The organism is Streptomyces sp. 17_S59 (assembly GCF_056930295.1).
In genome coordinates this window covers 4388701-4406662 of the sequence record NZ_JBXOWD010000001.1, presented here as the reverse complement: position 1 = coordinate 4406662, position 17962 = coordinate 4388701, and the positions used below count along the sequence as shown (strand labels likewise).

Annotated in this window: 17 protein-coding genes and 1 pseudogene; 5 read left to right on the top strand and 13 right to left on the bottom strand. The window is 67.9% G+C overall.

Translation table 11 applies throughout. The annotated features are described in order from the left end of the window. Nucleotides 1-672: 672 nt before the first annotated feature. Nucleotides 673-1212 carry a class I SAM-dependent methyltransferase gene (locus AC1Z4A_RS19965; protein WP_483680664.1) on the top strand — a complete coding sequence of 180 codons (540 nt, stop codon included), beginning with the start codon at nucleotides 673-675 and terminating at the stop codon, nucleotides 1210-1212. 399 nt (nucleotides 1213-1611) lie between these two features. On the opposite strand, the gene AC1Z4A_RS19960 is transcribed toward AC1Z4A_RS19965, so the two are convergent. The 4 genes from AC1Z4A_RS19960 to AC1Z4A_RS19945 form a co-directional block, all read right to left on the bottom strand. Next, nucleotides 1612-2199: a Uma2 family endonuclease gene (locus AC1Z4A_RS19960; RefSeq protein ID WP_483680662.1), complete on the bottom strand. Its 588-nt coding sequence runs from the start codon at nucleotides 2197-2199 to the stop codon at nucleotides 1612-1614. Between the two features lie 79 nt (nucleotides 2200-2278). Beyond that, nucleotides 2279-2554 (bottom strand): DUF397 domain-containing protein, encoded by a 276-nt coding sequence (locus tag AC1Z4A_RS19955; RefSeq protein ID WP_483680661.1) that lies wholly within the window; start codon nucleotides 2552-2554, stop codon nucleotides 2279-2281. Beyond that, nucleotides 2547-2768 (bottom strand): DUF397 domain-containing protein, encoded by a 222-nt coding sequence (locus AC1Z4A_RS19950; RefSeq protein ID WP_483680659.1) that lies wholly within the window; start codon nucleotides 2766-2768, stop codon nucleotides 2547-2549. Before AC1Z4A_RS19950 ends, AC1Z4A_RS19955 begins: the two co-directional genes overlap by 8 nt. An 8-nt stretch (nucleotides 2769-2776) precedes the next feature. Further along, nucleotides 2777-3655: a helix-turn-helix domain-containing protein gene (locus tag AC1Z4A_RS19945; RefSeq protein WP_483680658.1), complete on the bottom strand. Its 879-nt coding sequence runs from the start codon at nucleotides 3653-3655 to the stop codon at nucleotides 2777-2779. A 259-nt stretch (nucleotides 3656-3914) separates the two neighbouring features. Here AC1Z4A_RS19945 and AC1Z4A_RS19940 point away from each other — a divergent pair, with 259 nt between their 5' ends. The 4 genes from AC1Z4A_RS19940 to AC1Z4A_RS19925 all read left to right on the top strand — a co-directional run bounded on the left by AC1Z4A_RS19940 (nucleotide 3915) and on the right by AC1Z4A_RS19925 (nucleotide 6709). Next, nucleotides 3915-4490: an ATP-binding protein gene (locus AC1Z4A_RS19940; RefSeq protein ID WP_483680657.1), complete on the top strand. Its 576-nt coding sequence runs from the start codon at nucleotides 3915-3917 to the stop codon at nucleotides 4488-4490. Then, entirely contained in the window at nucleotides 4487-4750 is a 264-nt protein-coding gene (locus tag AC1Z4A_RS19935; RefSeq protein ID WP_483680656.1) for a DUF6255 family natural product biosynthesis protein, read from the top strand. The genes AC1Z4A_RS19940 and AC1Z4A_RS19935 overlap by 4 nt, the downstream gene beginning before the upstream one ends. Nucleotides 4751-4956: 206 nt before the next feature. Next, a complete protein-coding gene (locus AC1Z4A_RS19930) occupies nucleotides 4957-5163 on the top strand; it encodes a hypothetical protein (RefSeq protein ID WP_483680655.1) in 207 nt (68 codons plus the stop codon). 1051 nt (nucleotides 5164-6214) lie between these two features. Further along, nucleotides 6215-6709: an RICIN domain-containing protein gene (locus AC1Z4A_RS19925; protein WP_483680654.1), complete on the top strand. Its 495-nt coding sequence runs from the start codon at nucleotides 6215-6217 to the stop codon at nucleotides 6707-6709. A gap of 283 nt (nucleotides 6710-6992) precedes the next feature. On the opposite strand, the gene AC1Z4A_RS19920 is transcribed toward AC1Z4A_RS19925, so the two are convergent. From AC1Z4A_RS19920 to AC1Z4A_RS19880, 9 genes and pseudogenes are all read right to left on the bottom strand, one after another. Then, nucleotides 6993-7868 (bottom strand): AraC family transcriptional regulator, encoded by an 876-nt coding sequence (locus tag AC1Z4A_RS19920; protein ID WP_483680653.1) that lies wholly within the window; start codon nucleotides 7866-7868, stop codon nucleotides 6993-6995. 181 nt (nucleotides 7869-8049) lie between these two features. Next, nucleotides 8050-9168, bottom strand: coding sequence for a TerD family protein (locus AC1Z4A_RS19915; RefSeq protein ID WP_483680651.1), 1119 nt, complete (start codon nucleotides 9166-9168; stop codon nucleotides 8050-8052). A gap of 172 nt (nucleotides 9169-9340) precedes the next feature. Further along, nucleotides 9341-10624: a thymidine phosphorylase gene (locus AC1Z4A_RS19910; RefSeq protein WP_483680650.1), complete on the bottom strand. Its 1284-nt coding sequence runs from the start codon at nucleotides 10622-10624 to the stop codon at nucleotides 9341-9343. 95 nt (nucleotides 10625-10719) lie between these two features. Then, complete coding sequence (locus AC1Z4A_RS19905) at nucleotides 10720-11115, bottom strand: cytidine deaminase (RefSeq protein ID WP_483680649.1); 396 nt, start codon at nucleotides 11113-11115, stop codon at nucleotides 10720-10722. Continuing rightward, nucleotides 11112-12401: an ABC transporter permease gene (locus AC1Z4A_RS19900; RefSeq protein WP_483680648.1), complete on the bottom strand. Its 1290-nt coding sequence runs from the start codon at nucleotides 12399-12401 to the stop codon at nucleotides 11112-11114. Before AC1Z4A_RS19900 ends, AC1Z4A_RS19905 begins: the two co-directional genes overlap by 4 nt. Further along, nucleotides 12398-13504, bottom strand: a complete 1107-nt coding sequence (locus AC1Z4A_RS19895) for an ABC transporter permease (protein WP_483680646.1) — start codon at nucleotides 13502-13504, stop codon at nucleotides 12398-12400. Before AC1Z4A_RS19895 ends, AC1Z4A_RS19900 begins: the two co-directional genes overlap by 4 nt. A gap of 218 nt (nucleotides 13505-13722) precedes the next feature. After that, nucleotides 13723-15306 (bottom strand): annotated as a pseudogene (locus tag AC1Z4A_RS19890) (ABC transporter ATP-binding protein); the annotation flags it as partial. Nucleotides 15307-15510: 204 nt separating this feature from the next. Continuing rightward, nucleotides 15511-16542 carry a BMP family lipoprotein gene (locus AC1Z4A_RS19885; protein WP_483680644.1) on the bottom strand — a complete coding sequence of 344 codons (1032 nt, stop codon included), beginning with the start codon at nucleotides 16540-16542 and terminating at the stop codon, nucleotides 15511-15513. 131 nt (nucleotides 16543-16673) lie between these two features. After that, the gene (locus AC1Z4A_RS19880) at nucleotides 16674-17906 is read right to left on the bottom strand and encodes an amidohydrolase (protein WP_483683652.1); all 1233 of its coding nucleotides are present in this window, start codon (nucleotides 17904-17906) and stop codon (nucleotides 16674-16676) included. Nucleotides 17907-17962: the final 56 nt, after the last annotated feature.

Sequence of the window (17962 nt, the reverse complement as noted above, 5' to 3'; positions counted from 1 at the left end):
TGATGGCGGTATCTCTTCGGGGGTGCCCGGGGTCGTGCGGACCGGAACCAACGTACGGCGCTGATACAAGAAAGAGGGCCCCGCCCGGACCGGCATCCAGACGAGGGCCCAGACACCGTATGGACAGCTCTGACCGCCGGTCCCCAGCGTATGTGGGGATCGTCGATCCCAACCGAAAAGGGCCCTCGCCGGAGCTGGGACTCCAGACGAGGACCCATCTACCGCAGGCCGGTTACACGACCGCCGGTCCCCAGTGTGTCGGGGGATCGTCGGTCACCGGCCGATCAGCCACCTCCCCAGCTCGCGGATCACAAAGTAAATCCGCTCGACCAGAGTGGGCTTGCGGTGACGAGCCATAGCCCGCCCTCCTCCACAGCGGCGGTCAAAATCCCGGTTGGCCGCGACCTTTGGATTCGGGCCGGGCCCCGACGGCGGGGCCCGGTCCTTCCTTGGAGGAGGGCGTGCCATTGGCACGCAAAGCGAGCCTAGCGACTCCAGTGGGACCAAGTTGCCCTATATGGGCATTGGTTGAGGGCGCACGGTGTGCACTGTGGGGCGCGTACGGGCGGCCATGCTGCGACGCCACGCCGCACAGCGCATGATCGGGATCCGGCGTTCGCCCTTGTTAATCTGCGAGCCCACGCCTCGGCTCCGGAGAAGAAGCACGCAGCCATGCCCAGAACCCCGGTGAGTTGCTACGCGTTCATCAGCCGCCGCCTGATCCGGGCGGCCCTGGGCGACCGCCCACGCCGGGATGTGCGCTGGGTCGAGGCCACCCCGGGCATGATCTGCGCGGAGATCGGCAGCGGTGGCGGCTTCTACACGGCGGAGCTGGCCAGGCACCTGGGAGACGGCTCCCTGCTGGTGGCACTCGATCCTGCCGCTCACGACCCCCGCTCGCACCGGGCCACCGGCCCCGGAGCCGCCACGGCATACGTGTCAGGTGACGGCTGTGCCCTGCCGTTCGCTTCCGCCGGCCTCGATGCGCTGCTGTACAGCTACAGCCTGGAAGAGATGCCCGATGTGCGGACCGCGCTGGCCGAGGCCGAACGCGTGCTCCGCCCGGGTGGACAGCTCGTGCTCTTCCTGTGGCGTCCCCTGCTCCGGAGTCGGCGCAGATCGACGGCGCTGGGCTTCTGCCGCGCCAGGTTCGAGATCCGGAAGGAAAGGATCGGGCGACAGAACATGCGGCTGGCCTATCGGAAGCGGTGACCTGCCCGCGTTCACGCCCTTGCCCCGTGGGGGCTGAAGTCGGGCGGCGGATTCGGTACCGTAGGCAGCGGTGACGAGCCAAGCCGTGCGGATGCACAAATGGGCCCTCGCCCGGACCGTGATTCCAGATGAGGACCCGCACCGTACGAACGGTCATTCGACCGACGGTCCCCAGTAGGTTGGGGGATCGTCGGTCACCGTCCGATCAACCACCTCCCCAGTTCGCGGATCACGAAGTAGATCCGCTCCAGAAGAGTTGGCCTACGCTTTGGAGGAGGGCGTGCCACTGGCACGCGGAGCGATTCCCGCGGCCCCCGGCTGACCGAAGTGGCATGGCTACCCGACCAGTTGAGCGGCCTCTAACTCGACCGCGTGATCGCGCCACTCGCGAACAGCGCGTCAGTTATCTGGGAAACTCCCGGTTTCGATGACGGTCTCGAAGGGCTCAGGCAATCGGATGTCCTCACCGAACTTCACAGCGTGCAGTACACGGTAGACGTCATCCTTCGGCTCGCCGTACAGCGTGATCGTGGGCCCACCCGGGGCCCACCTGTCGACGAGCAAGTACAGCGGGACCATGGCCCGCGCATAACCGGCTGCCTTCTTGATCCGGTCATGGTTTGCGTTGGTCTTCGAAGTGATCTCGACGATCAACTCGGCGCCGGCTGCCGGAACAAAGTTGTCGGACTCGACCCGCAGCATGACCTTGGGAACCACGGCAATGTCCGGGATATACAGGCCGCTGCGTGAAGGCACTGCAGTGCCGAGCGTTTGATAGATGCCCCAGTCCTCGGGGATCACCTGATACAGACGGCGCTGGATGATGTCCGCGATGTCGTTGTGGTCGATGGCGGGCGCGGGCGACACGGTGATGATCCCTTCAATGATCTCCACCTTGCAGCCCTCGGGTGCGTCCGTCTCCTCCCAGATCCGGACAAGGTCGTCCCAGCCCTGCTCCGGCTCGTGGTCGACGGTGAGTGCGCTCATGGCGGTCTCCTCTATCGGTACATCACCGATCCCAGCATGCCGAATCGGAACACCGGAGGTCCACCGATTGCGTTCACCCTTACGGGGAAGCGCAGGTCAGGCGATACGTTCCGGCACAAACTGCCGGGCGCTTGCCCGGTTCCCTTGCGATGACAGATCGCCCTTCAAAGGTGATCCTTTCCAGTTTGACGGTGTGGAGGAGGAGGCCCCAGACGATCGGGGTCGCCGTGACGATCTGGGTGGGTGAGTCGCTCTCGCGGAGACGTATCAGCCCGCCAGGGCTGGGAGCCACCTCCACGCAGTCGCCGTCTTGCCCGACACTGTACGAAGACTTCCGCCATGCACACTTAGGCACCCCGACACCTACCGCCCTTCACACAAGCCGCCACGCTCCCTGCTTTAACGCTGCAGAGGAGCACGGTCCAAGTCATGGGGGTGACGGTGATGACCCGGGTCGGGTCGTCGCTCTCGCGGAGGCGTATGAGGCTGCCAGGAGCCGGGGCCACTTCGAGACACGCACCATCCGACCCGACGCTGTATGACGACTTACGCCATGTGATCTGAGACATGTCGCTACCTATCGCAGTTCGTACAGGACGTGCTGGAGCAGACTCAATGAGTCATGGGGCTGCTGGCTCTCAGGGGCAGCCGCAGGGTCGATGGGAGCGAGAGCCAAGGAAGCGAGTCGCTCAAACATTCTGGCGTAGGAGGCGAGGCTGTCTCCATCCCCGATGAAGTCGGCGCTGGTCGGGTGCTCCCGGTACACGGTGTCCAACTCGGGAGTTGGTCCGCCCAGAAGGACAAAGGAACGGACGAACGTCGAGTATGGGCCCTGCTCAAACGGGAAGATCTGCAGCGTGACGTGAGGCAGGCGGGACGTCTCGATAAGCCGCAGCAACTGTTCTCGCATGATCTTCGCGCTCCCGACTCGCATTCGGAGCGCCGACTCAGGGATGACGGCGTGATAACTCTCCAGCCTTGACAAGACACGCTGGCGCTCCATCCGGAACTTCACCCATCGGTCGAGGCTTCCGTGATCACTCTCGACGCTTGAGATCACAGCCCGCGCGTAATCCTCCGTCTGGAGCAGGCCCGGGATGACCGATGACTCATGAGCGCGAATGGTGGCGGATCGTGACTCCACCTCTGCCAGGTCGAGAGCCCTGCGCGCCTGCGTGCCCTTGTAATCGTCCCACCATCCCCTACCCCGGTCGTGGGCCATATCCATCAATGCTCCGAGGAGAGGGCCGTCCTCGCAGCCGTAAGCGCGTAGCAACTTGTACAGCCCGTTCCGGGGTACGTCGACGCGCCCGGCCTCGATGTGGCTGACCCGAGAGCGATCCGCGTCGAGGAGCGCGGCAACATCATCACCGGACATCCGCGCGCGAGTTCGCAGCTTTCTCAACTCCGCGCCAAGTCGACGCTGTCGTTCGCTGGGGCTGGTTCTCGGTGGCATGCCGTTCCTCCGTGTGGATGTGCGCGCAGTTTGTCGCTCTCATCGCAACCCAGTCCACCGGGTCGTTCGAACGTCACTCTTGCGGGCGGTCTCAGCGGGACACGGTTGGAACGAACGCAACCCTGCTCGTACCGTCGACACAACTCACCGGCGCGCGGCAATGCGGAAGTGCACCTGCCCAACTGAAAGTTGGCGTGGGCAACGCCACCGCAAGCAGCCGCCCCCACCGGCACCCGACGCCTGCCCCAGGAGACGCGTCATGACAACCGACCCTGAACGAGACTGCTCCCTCGTCTTCCCACCCCACCCCGTATGGGTCCGCACCACCCGCGAGGTCGTACGCGCCCTGCTCGCCGCGGCCGAGCGCACCGAACTGACCGACACCGCCGTGACCCTCACCTCGGAGGCTGTGACCAATGCCGTCAACGCCTGCCAGGCGGAGGACTGCACCGCGCCGGTCACCGTCTTCGCCGAGTGGACCAACCTCGAGCAGCTGCTCGTGCTCGTCCACGACAACGCACCGGGCGTACCGGAGAACAACTGGCACCACGCCTCGCCCGAGGACGAGTCGGGCCGCGGCCTGATGCTGATCGAGGGCAGCGCGGACGCGTGGGGCGTCTGCACTCAGGGCGGCCGCCCCGGGAAGGCGACCTGGTTCGTACTGAGCCGACGGGCTGCCGAACCACCCGTCGGCTGTGCGGAATGCGCTGAACTCCAAGCCGCACAGCGGCAAGCCGTGGACAGCGGCACGCGAAAGGCAGCCGTCACCGCCACCATCGCCCACCGCCGCCACCTCAACGACGCGCACCAGTCCCCGAAAGACGGCGCCCGGTGACCGGCTGCGCCCACGCCTCCGGCTGGACCCACACGGACTCCGGCGAGTCGCGCTGCGACACCTGCGGTACCCGGCGCTTCACCGAATACGGCGCGCTCAGGCCCCCGGGCCTGCCCGAGAAGATCACGCCGGCGGCCCGGGACCACCACGCCGCTGACATAGCGACCGCCCGGAACATCTGGCGAGTCCTGCCACAGCCCACCCCGGCAAGCGAACACCGCAGCCGATTGTCAGACCCTGCTGACACCATCAGCCCGTGACCACACACCACGTGACTCTGATTCACGACAACTGGCCCAAGAAGAAGCCCGACTACTTCGCCTCACTCGCCGCCGACCCGCCCGCCGGGTTCGAGTTCTCGGACAAGACCTGAGGCCACTACCCCGGTGTCACGGGCGACCGTGAGGCGCCGAGCCGGTTCCACGCCATCGCGAGCGTCGTCGCCGAACTCGCCGAGAAGAACGGCGTGTTGCTCAACGACGCCGGAGTCGAGAAGCCTCAGGAGTGGATCGACGACGAGTGGAACCAGCAGATCACCGCGCACCTGCTGCTGATGGCAGTCCACCGGGCCGCATACTGCGGCCTCACCGTCGACGACCTGACCGAGTTCCTGCACTCGACCGCATTTGTGCACGAAGCCGCGGGCAAGGTCAGCGATGCCCCCATCGAGTGATGAACGAACCGACAAGGTCAATCGAGCACCACATACCACGGGACCGTCAGCGGAACTCCGCGGACGGTCCCGTCCACTGTCAACCGGTTCCAGGGACCGGGGATGCCGATGGCTGAAAGACCGCCGGGGTATCAACACATCGGAACGCCACATCTCCGGTCTCGGATCCGGGGAAACGTACGTTGATCTCTGAATATCCATGACCGGCCGAAACAGCCACCGCCGAAGCAGCAGTGCAAACAATCTGACTTCGCGCTACGGATGACAGCCTTGGCGTTCCTCGAGGCAGAACAATATAAACTTCGCCCGAACTGGCCGCAACCGTCGGCGATCCGATCATCTCGGGTATCACGGTTCGGAGTCCGCGTTGCCGCTCAGCCTCATCCGGCCCGTCCAGCAGAAGACGCAGTGCGCCTTCCGCATCGAGCTTCACCTTGGTGGAGCGATCCGTCTGAACGATCCGAGTTTCAAAGAGGAAGAAGAGTCGCGTATTAGTAGGCTGCTCCCCAGGACGCCTGGCTCCCTTGGCGGGCTCCCCAGCTTCAACAACGCTGGTAGGTTCAATTCCGCATCCGGCGACCAGGCCCAGTAAGCCCACAGCGAGCGCGGCTTGAGCCCACTTCACATAGCTTGACCGGACCGGTCGCGCTGAGGCCCAAATTCGCCAGCCACGATGCTGGTGCGGCAAGACTAAGAGACCTTCACAGTCCCCGCGTTCCCTCTGCCGGAATGGAAGGTTGTGCGCCATGAAGCACAGTATTCCTCCAGGGCGCCCCCAAGACGAGCATGGCAGGCCTCCCGGCGGTGAATTGTCATCAACTCATCACACTCTTCCAGATGGGGCAGCCTTTGCTCCCAGCAGTCAGAGGGGGTACCGCCTCTGACTGGCGTCCGCCCGCCGGGTCGGCGACGGCGAGTTCACAACAAGCATCATCGGGGAGTCAGATCGACTGACTTATGTTCACATTTGGCCGATTAACGACTACTTGCTCCATGCTTGCCCCTTTACCCTCAAGCCTTGTCTCGGCATTTGACCTACGAGGAGCAAGAGTTGAAGAAGTTAGCCACGAAGCTCACTGTCACGATCGTAGCCAGCCTCGCAATTCCGTTCGCAGCACCGACTGCGAGCCACGCAGACGACTACATGACCATATCCAGCGGAACCGGCAAATGCCTGGAGATCGAAAACTCCAGCTACAGCAACGGCGCTCGCGCCCAGCAATGGAGTTGCAATGGGCAGAGCGGTTCTTATTGGTACTTGCACCAACTACACAATGGATACTGGGAGATCAGAAACTACAACAGCGGAAAGTGTCTTGAAGTTGCAGATTCCCGAGTAGACGACGGAGCCCCAGTCCAACAATGGGACTGCGGCGGCGCCGGTACGCAACTTTGGTCCGCCCTCCAGGGGTCCGGTGGCACGATCTGGAAGAACGCTAACAGCGGTAAGGTCCTGGAGATCGAAAACTCCAGCTACAGCAACGGCGCTCGCGCCCAGCAATGGACCTATGCCGGCACCCCCGGCCAGCATTGGGCACAGATATAGTCCCGGCATGTGGGCAAAACGCTCCGCGGTTCCTGGTTCACTCCGTAGCTGAGTAAGGGCTGAGTTCGGGAAACCCTTCGGCACTGTTCATGACGCCCCCTCGCGGATGTCCGGCGTCGTACAGTCCGAGATCACCGTTCGGCGCCGTTGTGCAGCAGTAGGTGCCTCCCTGGAGTCGGGACCTGCAGACGAGGACCCGTTCACCGCAAGGATGGCGGCTTGACCGCCGGTCCCCAGTTTGTGTGGGGACCGGCGGTCACCGTCCGACTGGTTGAAGGGCCGCTCAGCCCTCAGTCCGCTCCACCGGAATCCACAGCGCCACATCCGCCTCCGTGCGGTCCGCCGAGAGGCGGGCGACCTGGAGGATCTCCGGGCCCGGGCGGCTGTGGTACGGGTTGGACGGGAACCACTGGGTGTAGACATCCCGCCACAGGTACTGGAGGGAGTGCGGGAACGGGCCGGAGTCCTCGAAGACCGCCCACGTGCCCGCCGGGACGGTGAGGGCGTCCAGGTCGTCGGGGACAGACGTCCCGGTGCCCGTCACCACCGCGTGGTAGTAGTCGTATTCCGTGCCCTCCTCGCGCGGGTCGGCGATGTCGTCGCTCACCGAGAGGATTCCCTTCGGCTCCTGGTCGGACAGGGCCGCTATCCGGTGCAGGGTCGGCTGGTCGATGCCCTGGATGAACTCCGCGACCGCCGGGTTCAGGCCCACGTGCACAAGGGGCACGCGCGCCTTCTTGCCCACCACACGGAACTCTTCCTTCTCCACGATCCGGTATCGCATACTGCTGCTCCCTTCGACGATGAGGCGGAAGGACATCCGGGGCTGTGAGTGCAGGGCCGCACCGGTCCGCCTGGCCTCGCCGGGGCCGATGCCGTGCACCGCGCGGAACGCGCGGGCGAACGCCTCCCCCGAGGCGTAGCCGTAGCGCACCGCCACGTCCAGCAGCGTCCGCTCCCCCGCGAGCACCTCCGCGCCCGCGACGGTCAGCCGCCTGCGCCGGATGTACTCCGACAGCGGCATCCCGGCCAGCGCCGAGAACAGCCGCCGGAAGTGGTACTCCGACGTCATCGCGATGCGCGCCAGCTCGGCGCCCTCGATCCGCTGGTCGAGGTGCGACTCGATGTGGTCCATGGCCTGGTTCAGCCTGTCCAGCACCCGGGCCTCCTTCCCTTTCGATCACTCACGCTATGGGTGGCCCACCCTGCCGGACCCGACATCCTGTGCCCGGTCCGGTCGGGTGCGTACCGGGCACAAGACGCGCGGGAGCCCCCCGGTACGGATCCGTTCCGGGGGGCTCCCGCGTCAGTGCGTCAGAGCGTCAGAGCGTCAGAGCGGCTCAGTACTCGTCGTCGCCCTCGTAGTAGTTGTTGACGATGACGTCCGGCTCGTCGTCGCTCATCGCCTCGTTGAGGAGCGCACCGCCGACGAGGCCGGCCGCGCCGGCGCCGATCAGCGCGCCCGTGCCGAAGCGGCGGCCGCCCTGCTGCTGGCCACCCTGCTGGGGGTAACCCTGCTGCTGGACGGGCTGCTGCGGGTAGCCCTGCTGCTGGGGGTAACCCTGCTGCACCGGCTGCGGGTAGCCCTGCTGCGCCTGGGGCGTGTAGTACGGCGGCAGCGTGGTCTGGATGCGCTGGGCGCAGCCGCCGCACGTCTGGACCTGACGGGGCACGCCCCACTGCGGGGACCACAGCACGGTCGTCATACCGGGGCCGTGGTTGGGGTCGAAGAAACACGTCACGGTGGGGCTCCCTGTGGGTTGTTGAGGTGCGGCCGCCGGTGCGGCCATAGGTGCGGCACCCGTCGGTGCAGACGCGGTGGACGGCGCGGGCGGTTGCGCCTTCTCGGTCGACACTCGCGGCGCGGACGGCGCGGGCGCCGCCGGGGCCTCGCGCAGGACGTCCACCCCGTAGTCCGTGGCGATGCCCGCCAGCCCCGAGGCGTAGCCCTGGCCGACCGCGCGGAACTTCCACTCCGCGCCGTGCCGGTACAGTTCGCCGAAGACCATCGCGGTCTCGGTCGAGCCGTCGCCCGGGGTGAGGTCGTAGCGGGTCAGTTCGGTGCCGTCGGCGTCGTTGACCACACGGACGTACGCGCTCGCCAGGCGGGCGAAGTTCTGGCCGCGCTGCTCGGCCTCGTAGAGGGAGACCGGGAAGACGATCTTCGCCACCTCGGCGGGGACCCGGGTGAGGTCGACCTTGAGCTGTTCCTTGTCGGCTCCTCCGCCCTTGGAGTGGGTGACGGAGCCGTCGGGGCTGCGCAGGTTGTTGAAGAAGACGAAGTGCTGGTCGGAGAGGACCTTTCCGGCCTGGTCGCACAGCAGTGCGCTGGCGTCCAAGTCGCACTCGGCGCCCGCGGCGGGGCGGGCCTGCCAGCCCAGCCCGACCGTCACGGCAGTCAGGCCGGGTGCCTGCTTGCTCAGCGACACATTGCCGCCCTTGGTCAGGGGCACGCCCATGAACTTCCTCCACAACTGTCACGGCCTCACGGCTTCCCGCGTCCATCGCGAACAACGGGGCTCACGCGCCCTCAGTTCCTGGATTGCGCAACAAACAAAATAGCCGGGCGCCCCGGCCGGCCATCAGCCGGCCGGGGCGCCCGGTCGTCGTCCGCCGCGTGCGTCCCGTCGCTTACGCGATGCGGTCCAGCACGATCGGGTTCGCCGTGAACTCCGTGCCCGCCGGGGCGATCTCCACGCCGCCCTCGAGCGCGGCGAGCGCGTAGTCGAACTTCTCCGGCGTGTCGGTGTGGAGGGTCATCAGCGGCTGGCCCGCCGTGACGGTGTCGCCCGGCTTGGCGTGCATCTCGATGCCCGCACCGGCCTGCACCGGGTCCTCCTTGCGGGCGCGGCCCGCGCCGAGGCGCCACGCCGAGACGCCCACCGCGTACGCGTCCAGCTTGGTGAGGACGCCGGACTCGGCGGCCGTCACCACGTGCTGCTCGCGGGCCACCGGCAGGGTCGCGTCCGGGTCGCCGCCCTGGGCGATGATCATGCGACGCCAGTGGTCCATGGCGGAGCCGTCCGCGAGGGCCTTGGCCGGGTCGGCGTCCTTGATGCCGGCCGCGTCGAGCATCTCGCGGGCCAGGGCCAGGGTCAGCTCGACGACGTCCGCCGGGCCGCCGCCCGCCAGGACCTCCACCGACTCGCGGACCTCGAGCGCGTTGCCCGCGGTGAGGCCGAGCGGGGTGGACATGTCGGTGAGCAGGGCCACGGTCTTGACGCCGTGGTCGGTGCCCAGGCCCACCATCGTGGAGGCCAGCTCGCGGGCGTCCGCGAGGTTCTTCATGAAGGCGCCCGAGCCGACCTTCACGTCGAGGACGAGCGAGCCCGTGCCCTCGGCGATCTTCTTGGACATGATGGACGACGCGATCAGCGGGATCGCCTCGACCGTGCCGGTGACGTCGCGCAGCGCGTACAGCTTCTTGTCGGCCGGGGCCAGGCCGTCGCCCGCCGCGCAGATGACCGAGCCGACGTTGCGCAGGACGTCCATCATCTCGTCGTTCGAGAGCAGCGCGCGCCAGCCGGGGATGGACTCCAGCTTGTCCAGCGTGCCGCCGGTGTGGCCGAGACCGCGGCCGGACAGCTGCGGCACGGCCGCGCCGCAGGCGGCGACGAGCGGGGCCAGCGGAAGGGTGATCTTGTCGCCGACGCCGCCGGTGGAGTGCTTGTCCGCGGTGGGCATGGGCAGGGTGGAGAAGTCCATGCGCTCGCCGGACTTGATCATCGCGGCGGTCCAGCGCGCGATCTCTGCGCGGTCCATGCCGTTGAGCAGGATGGCCATCGCGAGCGCGGACATCTGCTCGTCGGCGACCTCACCGCGCGTGTACGCGTCGATCATCCAGTCGATCTGCTCGTCGGTCAGACGGCCGCGGTCGCGCTTGGTGCGAATAACGGAAATGGCGTCCATCAGCACATTTTCCTTAAGTTCGTAGTCCTCAGGTCTTCCCGGGTCCGGAAAGTGACCCGGACGGGCTGAAAGTTCAGCCCGTCCGGCGCTTGAGGACATCTTTAACGATTCAGGTCGGCGGGCCCAAACGCGTCGGGGAGGAGTTCGGCGAGCGGGCGGATGCCCTTCGTCGTGTCCACTTCCAGCTCGGGGCCGCCGTGCTCCCAGAGCAGCTGACGGCAGCGGCCGCACGGCATCAGGATGTTGCCGTGGCGGTCGCAGCAGGTGAAGTGCGTCAGGCGGCCGCCGCCGGTGGCGATCAGCTCGGAGACCATGCCGCACTCGGCGCAGAGGGCGACGCCGTAGGCAGCGTTCTCCACGTTGCAGCCGGTGACCACGCGGCCGTCGTCCACCAGGGCCGCCGAGCCCACGGGGAAGCCGGAGTACGGGGCGTAGGCCCGGGACATGGCGTCCCGGGCCTGCGCACGCAGGGCCTCCCAGTCAGGGGAGTCGGTCACTTGCCCTGACCCTTCCGGTACGGCTTGCCGTCGGCCTTGGGCATCCGCAGCCGCTGCGCGGAGAGCGACAGGACCAGCAGGGTCGCGACGTACGGGGTGGCGTCGACGAACTCCAGCGGCACGGTCTTGGTGAGCGCGTACCAGACGACCAGGGCCGCCGCGACGGCGCCGCTGACGACCGCGGCCTTCTTCTTGCCGCCCTTCAGGCGCCACAGGGCCAGGCCGGCCAGCAGCACCGCGACGAGCAGCAGCAGCGCGTGGACGGTCGGGCCGCCGGAGCGCAGCTGGAGGCTGTCCATGAAGCCGAACAGGCCCGCGCCCATGGCGACGCCGCCCGGACGCCAGTTACCGAAGATCATCGTGGCGAGACCGATGTAGCCGCGGCCGCCGGTCTGACCGTCGGAGTACATGTGGGTGCCGATGGCGAGGAACGCACCGGCGAGGCCCGCGAGGCCACCGGAGACGATCACGGCCCAGTACTTGTACTTGTAGACGTTGACGCCGAGGGACTCGGCCGCCACCGGGCTCTCGCCGCAGGAGCGCAGGCGCAGTCCGAAGGCCGAGCGCCACAGCACGTAGAACGTGCCGACGAACAGCCCCACCGCGACGATGGTCAGCCAGGACACGTCCGTGACGAGGCCGCCGACGATGCCGGCGAGGTCGGAGACCAGGAACCAGTGGTGCTTCTCGACCGAGTGGAGCCAGTCGGACAGACCCGGGATCGAGAAGGACCCCATGTTCTCCATGACGGGCGACTGCTTGTCGTTGCCGCCCGCCTGCTGGGCCGCGCTGCCCTGGGCGCCGAACCACATCTTGGCCAGGTACTGGGTGATGCCCAGCGACAGGATGTTGATGGCCACACCGGAGATGATGTGGTCCACGTTGAACGTGACGGTGGCGATGGCGTGCACCAGGCCGCCGATCGCGCCGCCGACGATGCCGGCCAGGGCGGCCGCCCACGGGCCGTGCTGCCAGCCGATCCAGCCCGCGCTGAACGTGCCGAGCATCATCATGCCTTCGAGGCCGATGTTGACGACGCCCGCGCGCTCGGCCCACAGGCCGCCGAGGCCCGCGAGGCCGATCGGCACGGCGGCGCCCAGGGCGCCGCTGAACTGACCGGAGGAGGTCAGGTCGCCCGCGCTGGTGATCTCCCGCAGGGCGGCCAGCAGCACCAGGGATCCGGCGAGGATCAGCAGGACGACCGGGTAGGAGAGCTTGCGCCCCTTGGTGTCCTTGTTCCTGCCGCTCAGCTTCTCCGCGATGGCGGAGGTGAAGGTCGTACTCACGCGGAAACCTCCGTCTCGTCGCTCTTACGGGCCTGGGCAGCGAGTTCCTCGCCGACCTTGCGCTGCTGGATCTTGAGTCCGTACCGGCGCACGATCTCGTAGGCGATGACGACGCACAGGACGATGACGCCCTGGATCACGCCGACGACCTCCTGGGCGTAGCCCTCGAACTCGAGCTGGGTGCCGGTGCGCTCCAGGAAGCCCCACAGCAGGGCCGCGAGGGCCATGCCGACGGGGTTGTTGCGGCCGAGCAGCGCGATGGCGATACCGGTGAAACCGATGCCGGTGGGGAAGTCGGTGCCGTAGTTGTACGAGACACCGAGCAGGGTCGGCATGCCGACGAGGCCGGCGATGGCGCCGGACAGCAGCATGGAGGTGATCACCATGCGCTTGACGCTCACGCCGCTGGCCTGCGCGGCCGACTCGGACCGGCCGACGGTGCGCAGGTCGAAGCCGAAGCGGGTGCGGTTCAGGACGAACCAGTAGGCGACACCGGCGAGAGCCGCGACGACCACGAAGCCGTAGATGGGCTTGGGCTGGGTCGGGATCTCGAAGAAGTGCGCGGAGTCGGGCAGGTAGGGCGTGTGGATCAGGTTGCCCTCCTTCTCCGCGAGCCGCCCGTCCTGGAGGAAGTAGCCGATGATCGAGGCGCCGATGGCGTTCAGCATGATGGTGCTGATCACCTCGTTGACGCCGCGCGTGACCTTCAGCAGACCGGCGAGGCCGGCCCAGACGGCGCCGACCGCCATCGCGATGACGATGATCAGCGGGATCTGGATGATGCCCGGCAGCGTGACGGCCCCGCCCACGACGGCGGCGAAGAACGCCGCGATGCGGTACTGGCCGTCGACGCCGATGTTGAACAGGTTCATCCGGAAGCCGATGGCCACAGCCAGCGCGGACAGGTAGTACGGCGTCGCCTTGTTGATGATCCAGACCTGGCTGTCGGCCTTCGAGCCGAAGTCGACCATGACCTGGTAGGCGTGGAACGGGTCCTTGCCGGTGGCGCCGATGATGATCGAGGTGATCACCAGGGCGGTGACGATCGCCAGAACCGGGGCCGCGAGGCCCAGGATCAGCTTGTTCTTGTCGAACTTCTTCACTTCGAGTCACCGCCTTCCTGGTTCTTCTCGTTCTTCTTCTTGTCGTTCTTGCCGGTGCTCTTGCCCTTGTCGGAGGGCTTGTCGGCCTCGGGCTTGTCCCCCTCGGGGTCGTCCGCCTCGGGGTCGTCCGCCTCGGGGTCGTCCGCCTCGGGGTCGTCACCGGCCTTCGGGTCCTCGGGCTCGCCCGCCTCGGGCTTGTCCCCCTTGCCGGGTGCCTCCTCGCCGCCCTCGCCGCCCTCGGCGGCCTCGTGCTCGAGGTGGCCCGACGCCGCACCCGTCATGGCAGAGCCCAGCTCCTCCGGGGTGATCGTCGCGGGGTCCGCGTCCGCGACCAGGCGGCCGCGGAACATCACGCGCAGGGTGTCGGAGAGGCCGATCAGCTCGTCCAGGTCGGCGGAGATCAGCAGCACCGCCAGGCCCTCGCGGCGCGCCTCGCGGATCTGGTCCCAGATCTGCGCCTGGGCGCCGACGTCCACGCCCCGGGTGGGGTGCGCGGCGATGAGCAGCTTGGGGTCGTGGCTCATCTCGCGGCCGACGATCAGCTTCTGCTGGTTGCCGCCGGACAGGGAGGCCGCGGTGACCTCGATGCCGGGCGTGCGGACGTCGTACTCGCGCACGATCCGCTCGGTGTCCTCGCGGGCGGCCTTGGTGTCGAGGAGCCCGCGCTTGCTGTTGGGCTTCTCGGTGACGTGGCCGAGGATGCGGTTCTCCCACAGCGGCGCCTCGAGCAGCAGGCCGTGGCGGTGGCGGTCCTCCGGGATGTACCCGATGCCGTCCTCGCGGCGCTTGCGCGTGGGGGCCTGGGAGATGTCGGCGCCGTCGAGGGTGACGATGCCGCCGTCCGGGTGGCGCATGCCCATGATGGCCTCGACCAGCTCGGCCTGGCCGTTGCCCTCCACGCCCGCGAGGCCGAGGACCTCGCCCTTGTGGATGGTGAAGGAGATGCCGTCGAGCACCGCGCGGACGACGCCGTCGGAGTCGGTGGCCGACAGGTGCAGGCCGTCGACGGTGAGCATCGGCACGTCGGTGACCGTGGACTCGCGGGTCTCCGGCGAGGGCAGCTCCTCGCCCACCATCAGCTCGGCGAGCTGCTTGGGCGTGGTCTCGCTGGGGACCGCGGTGCCGACGGTGGTGCCGCGCCGGATGACGGTGATGTCGTCGGCGACGGAGAGCACCTCGCCCAGCTTGTGCGAGATGAAGATGACCGTCAGGCCCTCGGACTTGAGCTCGCGCAGGTTGTCGAAGAGCGCGTCGACCTCCTGGGGGACCAGGACGGCGGTCGGCTCGTCGAGGATCAGCGTGCGGGCACCGCGGTAGAGGACCTTGAGGATCTCCACGCGCTGGCGGTCGGCGACGCCGAGGTCCTCGACGAGGACGTCGGGGCGCACGCCCAGGCCGTACGCGTCGGAGATCTCCTTGATCTTCTTGCGGGCCTTGTTGCCGATGCCGTGCAGCTTCTCGGCGCCGAGGACGACGTTCTCGAGGACGGTGAGGTTGTCGGCCAGCATGAAGTGCTGGTGGACCATGCCGATGCCGCGCGCGATGGCGTCGGCCGGGCTGTGCAGGGTGACCTGCTCGCCGTCCAGGGTGATCGTGCCCTCGTCCGGCTTCTGCATGCCGTAGAGGATCTTCATCAGGGTCGACTTGCCGGCGCCGTTCTCGCCGCAGAGGGCGTGGACGGTGCCGCGGCGGACCGTGAGGTGGATGTCGTGGTTGGCCACGACACCGGGGAACCGCTTGGTGATGCCCGCGAGTTCTACCGCCGGCGCGGTGCCGCTGGGCTCTTTGGTGGACGCTTTGATGGCGCACTCTCCTCGGGGAAGGGAGCGGGGTGACCGACCGGCCGTGCGGGGGTCGGCGGGTCGGGCTGGGCGGAGGCGACGCTACACGCGTCAACGGGGTGCTACGCGCGTAGCGTTGGCACGTATGCACGGGCCCGGCGGCGAGGGGTAATCCCCGCCACCGGGCCCGCAGTCCTTACGGGCCGGTCAGGACCGGCCGTGAGGTCACGGCTGGGTCTTGACCTTGACCTCGCCGCTCACGATCTTCTGCTTCGCGGCCTCGATCTTGTCCTTGATGTCGTCGATGAAGCCACCGGAGGTGGCCAGCGACACGCCGCCGTCCTTCACCAGGTACGCGTGCGGGCCGGTCAGCGGCTTGCCGTCCTTGACGCTCTTGACGAGGTCGAAGACCGACACGTCCACGTTCTTCACGACCGAGGTGAGGATGGAGTTCTTGTACTTCTCCAGGCCCGGCTGCTGGTACTGGTCGGAGTCGACGCCGATCGCCCAGGCACCCTTCTGGGCGGAGATGGCCTCGATCGAACCGTTGCCGGAGAGGCCGGCCGCGGTGTAGATCACGTCGATGCCGCGGTCCAGCATGCCCTTGGCCTTGTCCTTGGCGGCCGCCGGGTCGTTGAAGCCCTTGTCGTTGTTGGCGTACAGGTACTCCGAGGTCACCTCGACGCTGGGGTCGGTGTCCTTGGCGCCCTGCTCGAAGCCGGCCTGGAACTTCTGGATCAGCGCGTTGTTCACGCCGCCGATGAAGCCCACCTTGTGGTTCTTGGACTTCAGGGCCGCCGCGACACCGGCAAGGTAGGAGCCCTCGTGCTCACCGAAGGTGATGCTGTCGACGTTGTTGCCCGGGACAACCGAGTCGACCACGGCGAAGGTGGTCTTCGGGTAGTCCTTGGCGACCTTCTCGATCGACTTGGCGTAGTTGAAGCCGACGCCGATGACCGGGTTGTAGCCCGCCTCGGCAAGCGAGTTCAGCCGCTGCTCGCGGTCGGCCTCGGTCTCACCGTTCTTGGCGGTCATCATCCGGTTCTTGACGCCGAGCTCCTTCTCGGCCTTGTCCACGCCACGGGCGGCGGACTCGTTGAAGGAGTGGTCGTCACGGCCGCCGACGTCGAACGCCAGGCCGACGCCCTTGTCCTTGCCGCCACCGGACTCGGTGGACGACTCGCCGCAGGCGGTGAGAGTGAATGCGAGGGCCGCGGTGGTGATACCCGCGGCAGCGATGGTGGATACCCGGCGCACGAAGGGCCCCTTCACTACGAAGCGCCTCCTTTGGCGCTGGTTCGCGGGCATCGTAACGCGCGTAGATGCAGATAAAAGGGGTACGAGAAAGCCGTTATCGGATCGTCGCGAACCGGTCTTGACCACTTTGCCTACATACGGTTGCCATCCAGCAAAGCGGCGGCGGTGAACAGCTCCACTCCGACCCGGATGGCGCTCTCGTCCACGTCGAAATCACCGCAATGCAGGTCACGGCGGGTGGTGTCACCCACCGGGCGGACCCCCAGTCGGGCCATCGCGCCGGGCACGTGCTCCAGGTACCAGGAGAAGTCCTCCCCGCCGAGGCTCTGCTCGGTGTCCTCCACGGAGTACCGCCCGCGGCGGGCGGTCATGGCGCGCCGGAGCAGCGAGGTGACCTCGGGGTCGTTCACGACCGGCGGCACGCCGCGCAGGTAGCTGATCTCCGACTTGGCGCGGTGCAGCCCGGCGACCTCGTCGACCGCGGCGTGCACCAGGTCGGGGGCCTCCCGCCAGGTGTGCACGTCGAGGCAGCGGACGGTGCCGGACAGCTCGGCGCGCTGCGGGATGACGTTGGCGGCGTGCCCGGTCTCCAGGCGCCCCCAGACGAGGGACAGGCCCGAGCGGGCGTCGGCGCGCCGGGCGAGCACGGCCGGGACGTCGACGGCGACCCGGGCGGCGGCGGTCACCAGGTCGGTGGTCAGGTGGGGGCGGGCGGTGTGCCCGCCGGCGCCGGCCAGGGTGACCTCCAGCTTGTCGCAGGCGGAGGTGATGGCCCCGGTGCGCAGCCCGAGCTTGCCTGCCTCGACCTTGGGGTCGCAGTGCACCGCGATGATCCGGCCCACCCCGTCCAGCGCGCCGGACTCGATCGCGTCGAGGGCGCCGCCGGGCAGCACCTCCTCGGCGGGCTGGAAGATCAGCCGGACCGGATTTGGCAAGAGGCCCTTTTCGGCCAGGTCCGCGAGGACCAGTCCGGCGCCCAGGACGACGGTCGTGTGCACGTCGTGGCCGCAGGCGTGGGCCATCCTGGGGACCGTCGAGCGGTAGGGGACGGTCTTGGTGTCCGGGATGGGCAGCGCGTCGAGATCGGCGCGCAGCGCCAGCACGGGACGGCCCGCGGAGGCGTACGAGGCGCCGTCCCGGCCGATGTCGCAGATGAGCCCGGTGCCGGTGGTGAGGGTGCGCGGTCTGAGCCCTGCCTTCTCCAGCCGCGCCCGGACCGCCGCGGTGGTGCGGAACTCCCGGTGGCCCGGCTCGGGGTGCATGTGCAAGTCCCGGCGGAACTCGACGAGTTCTGCGCGCAGCCCGGAGGGGAGCGCGCCGGGCAGTTCGCCGTCGGCGGTTTCGGCGTCGGCTTCGCAGGGCATCAGATGACTCACCCTGCGAAGCGTAGAGCCCCGAATGGGGCAACTGCCGCCTGATC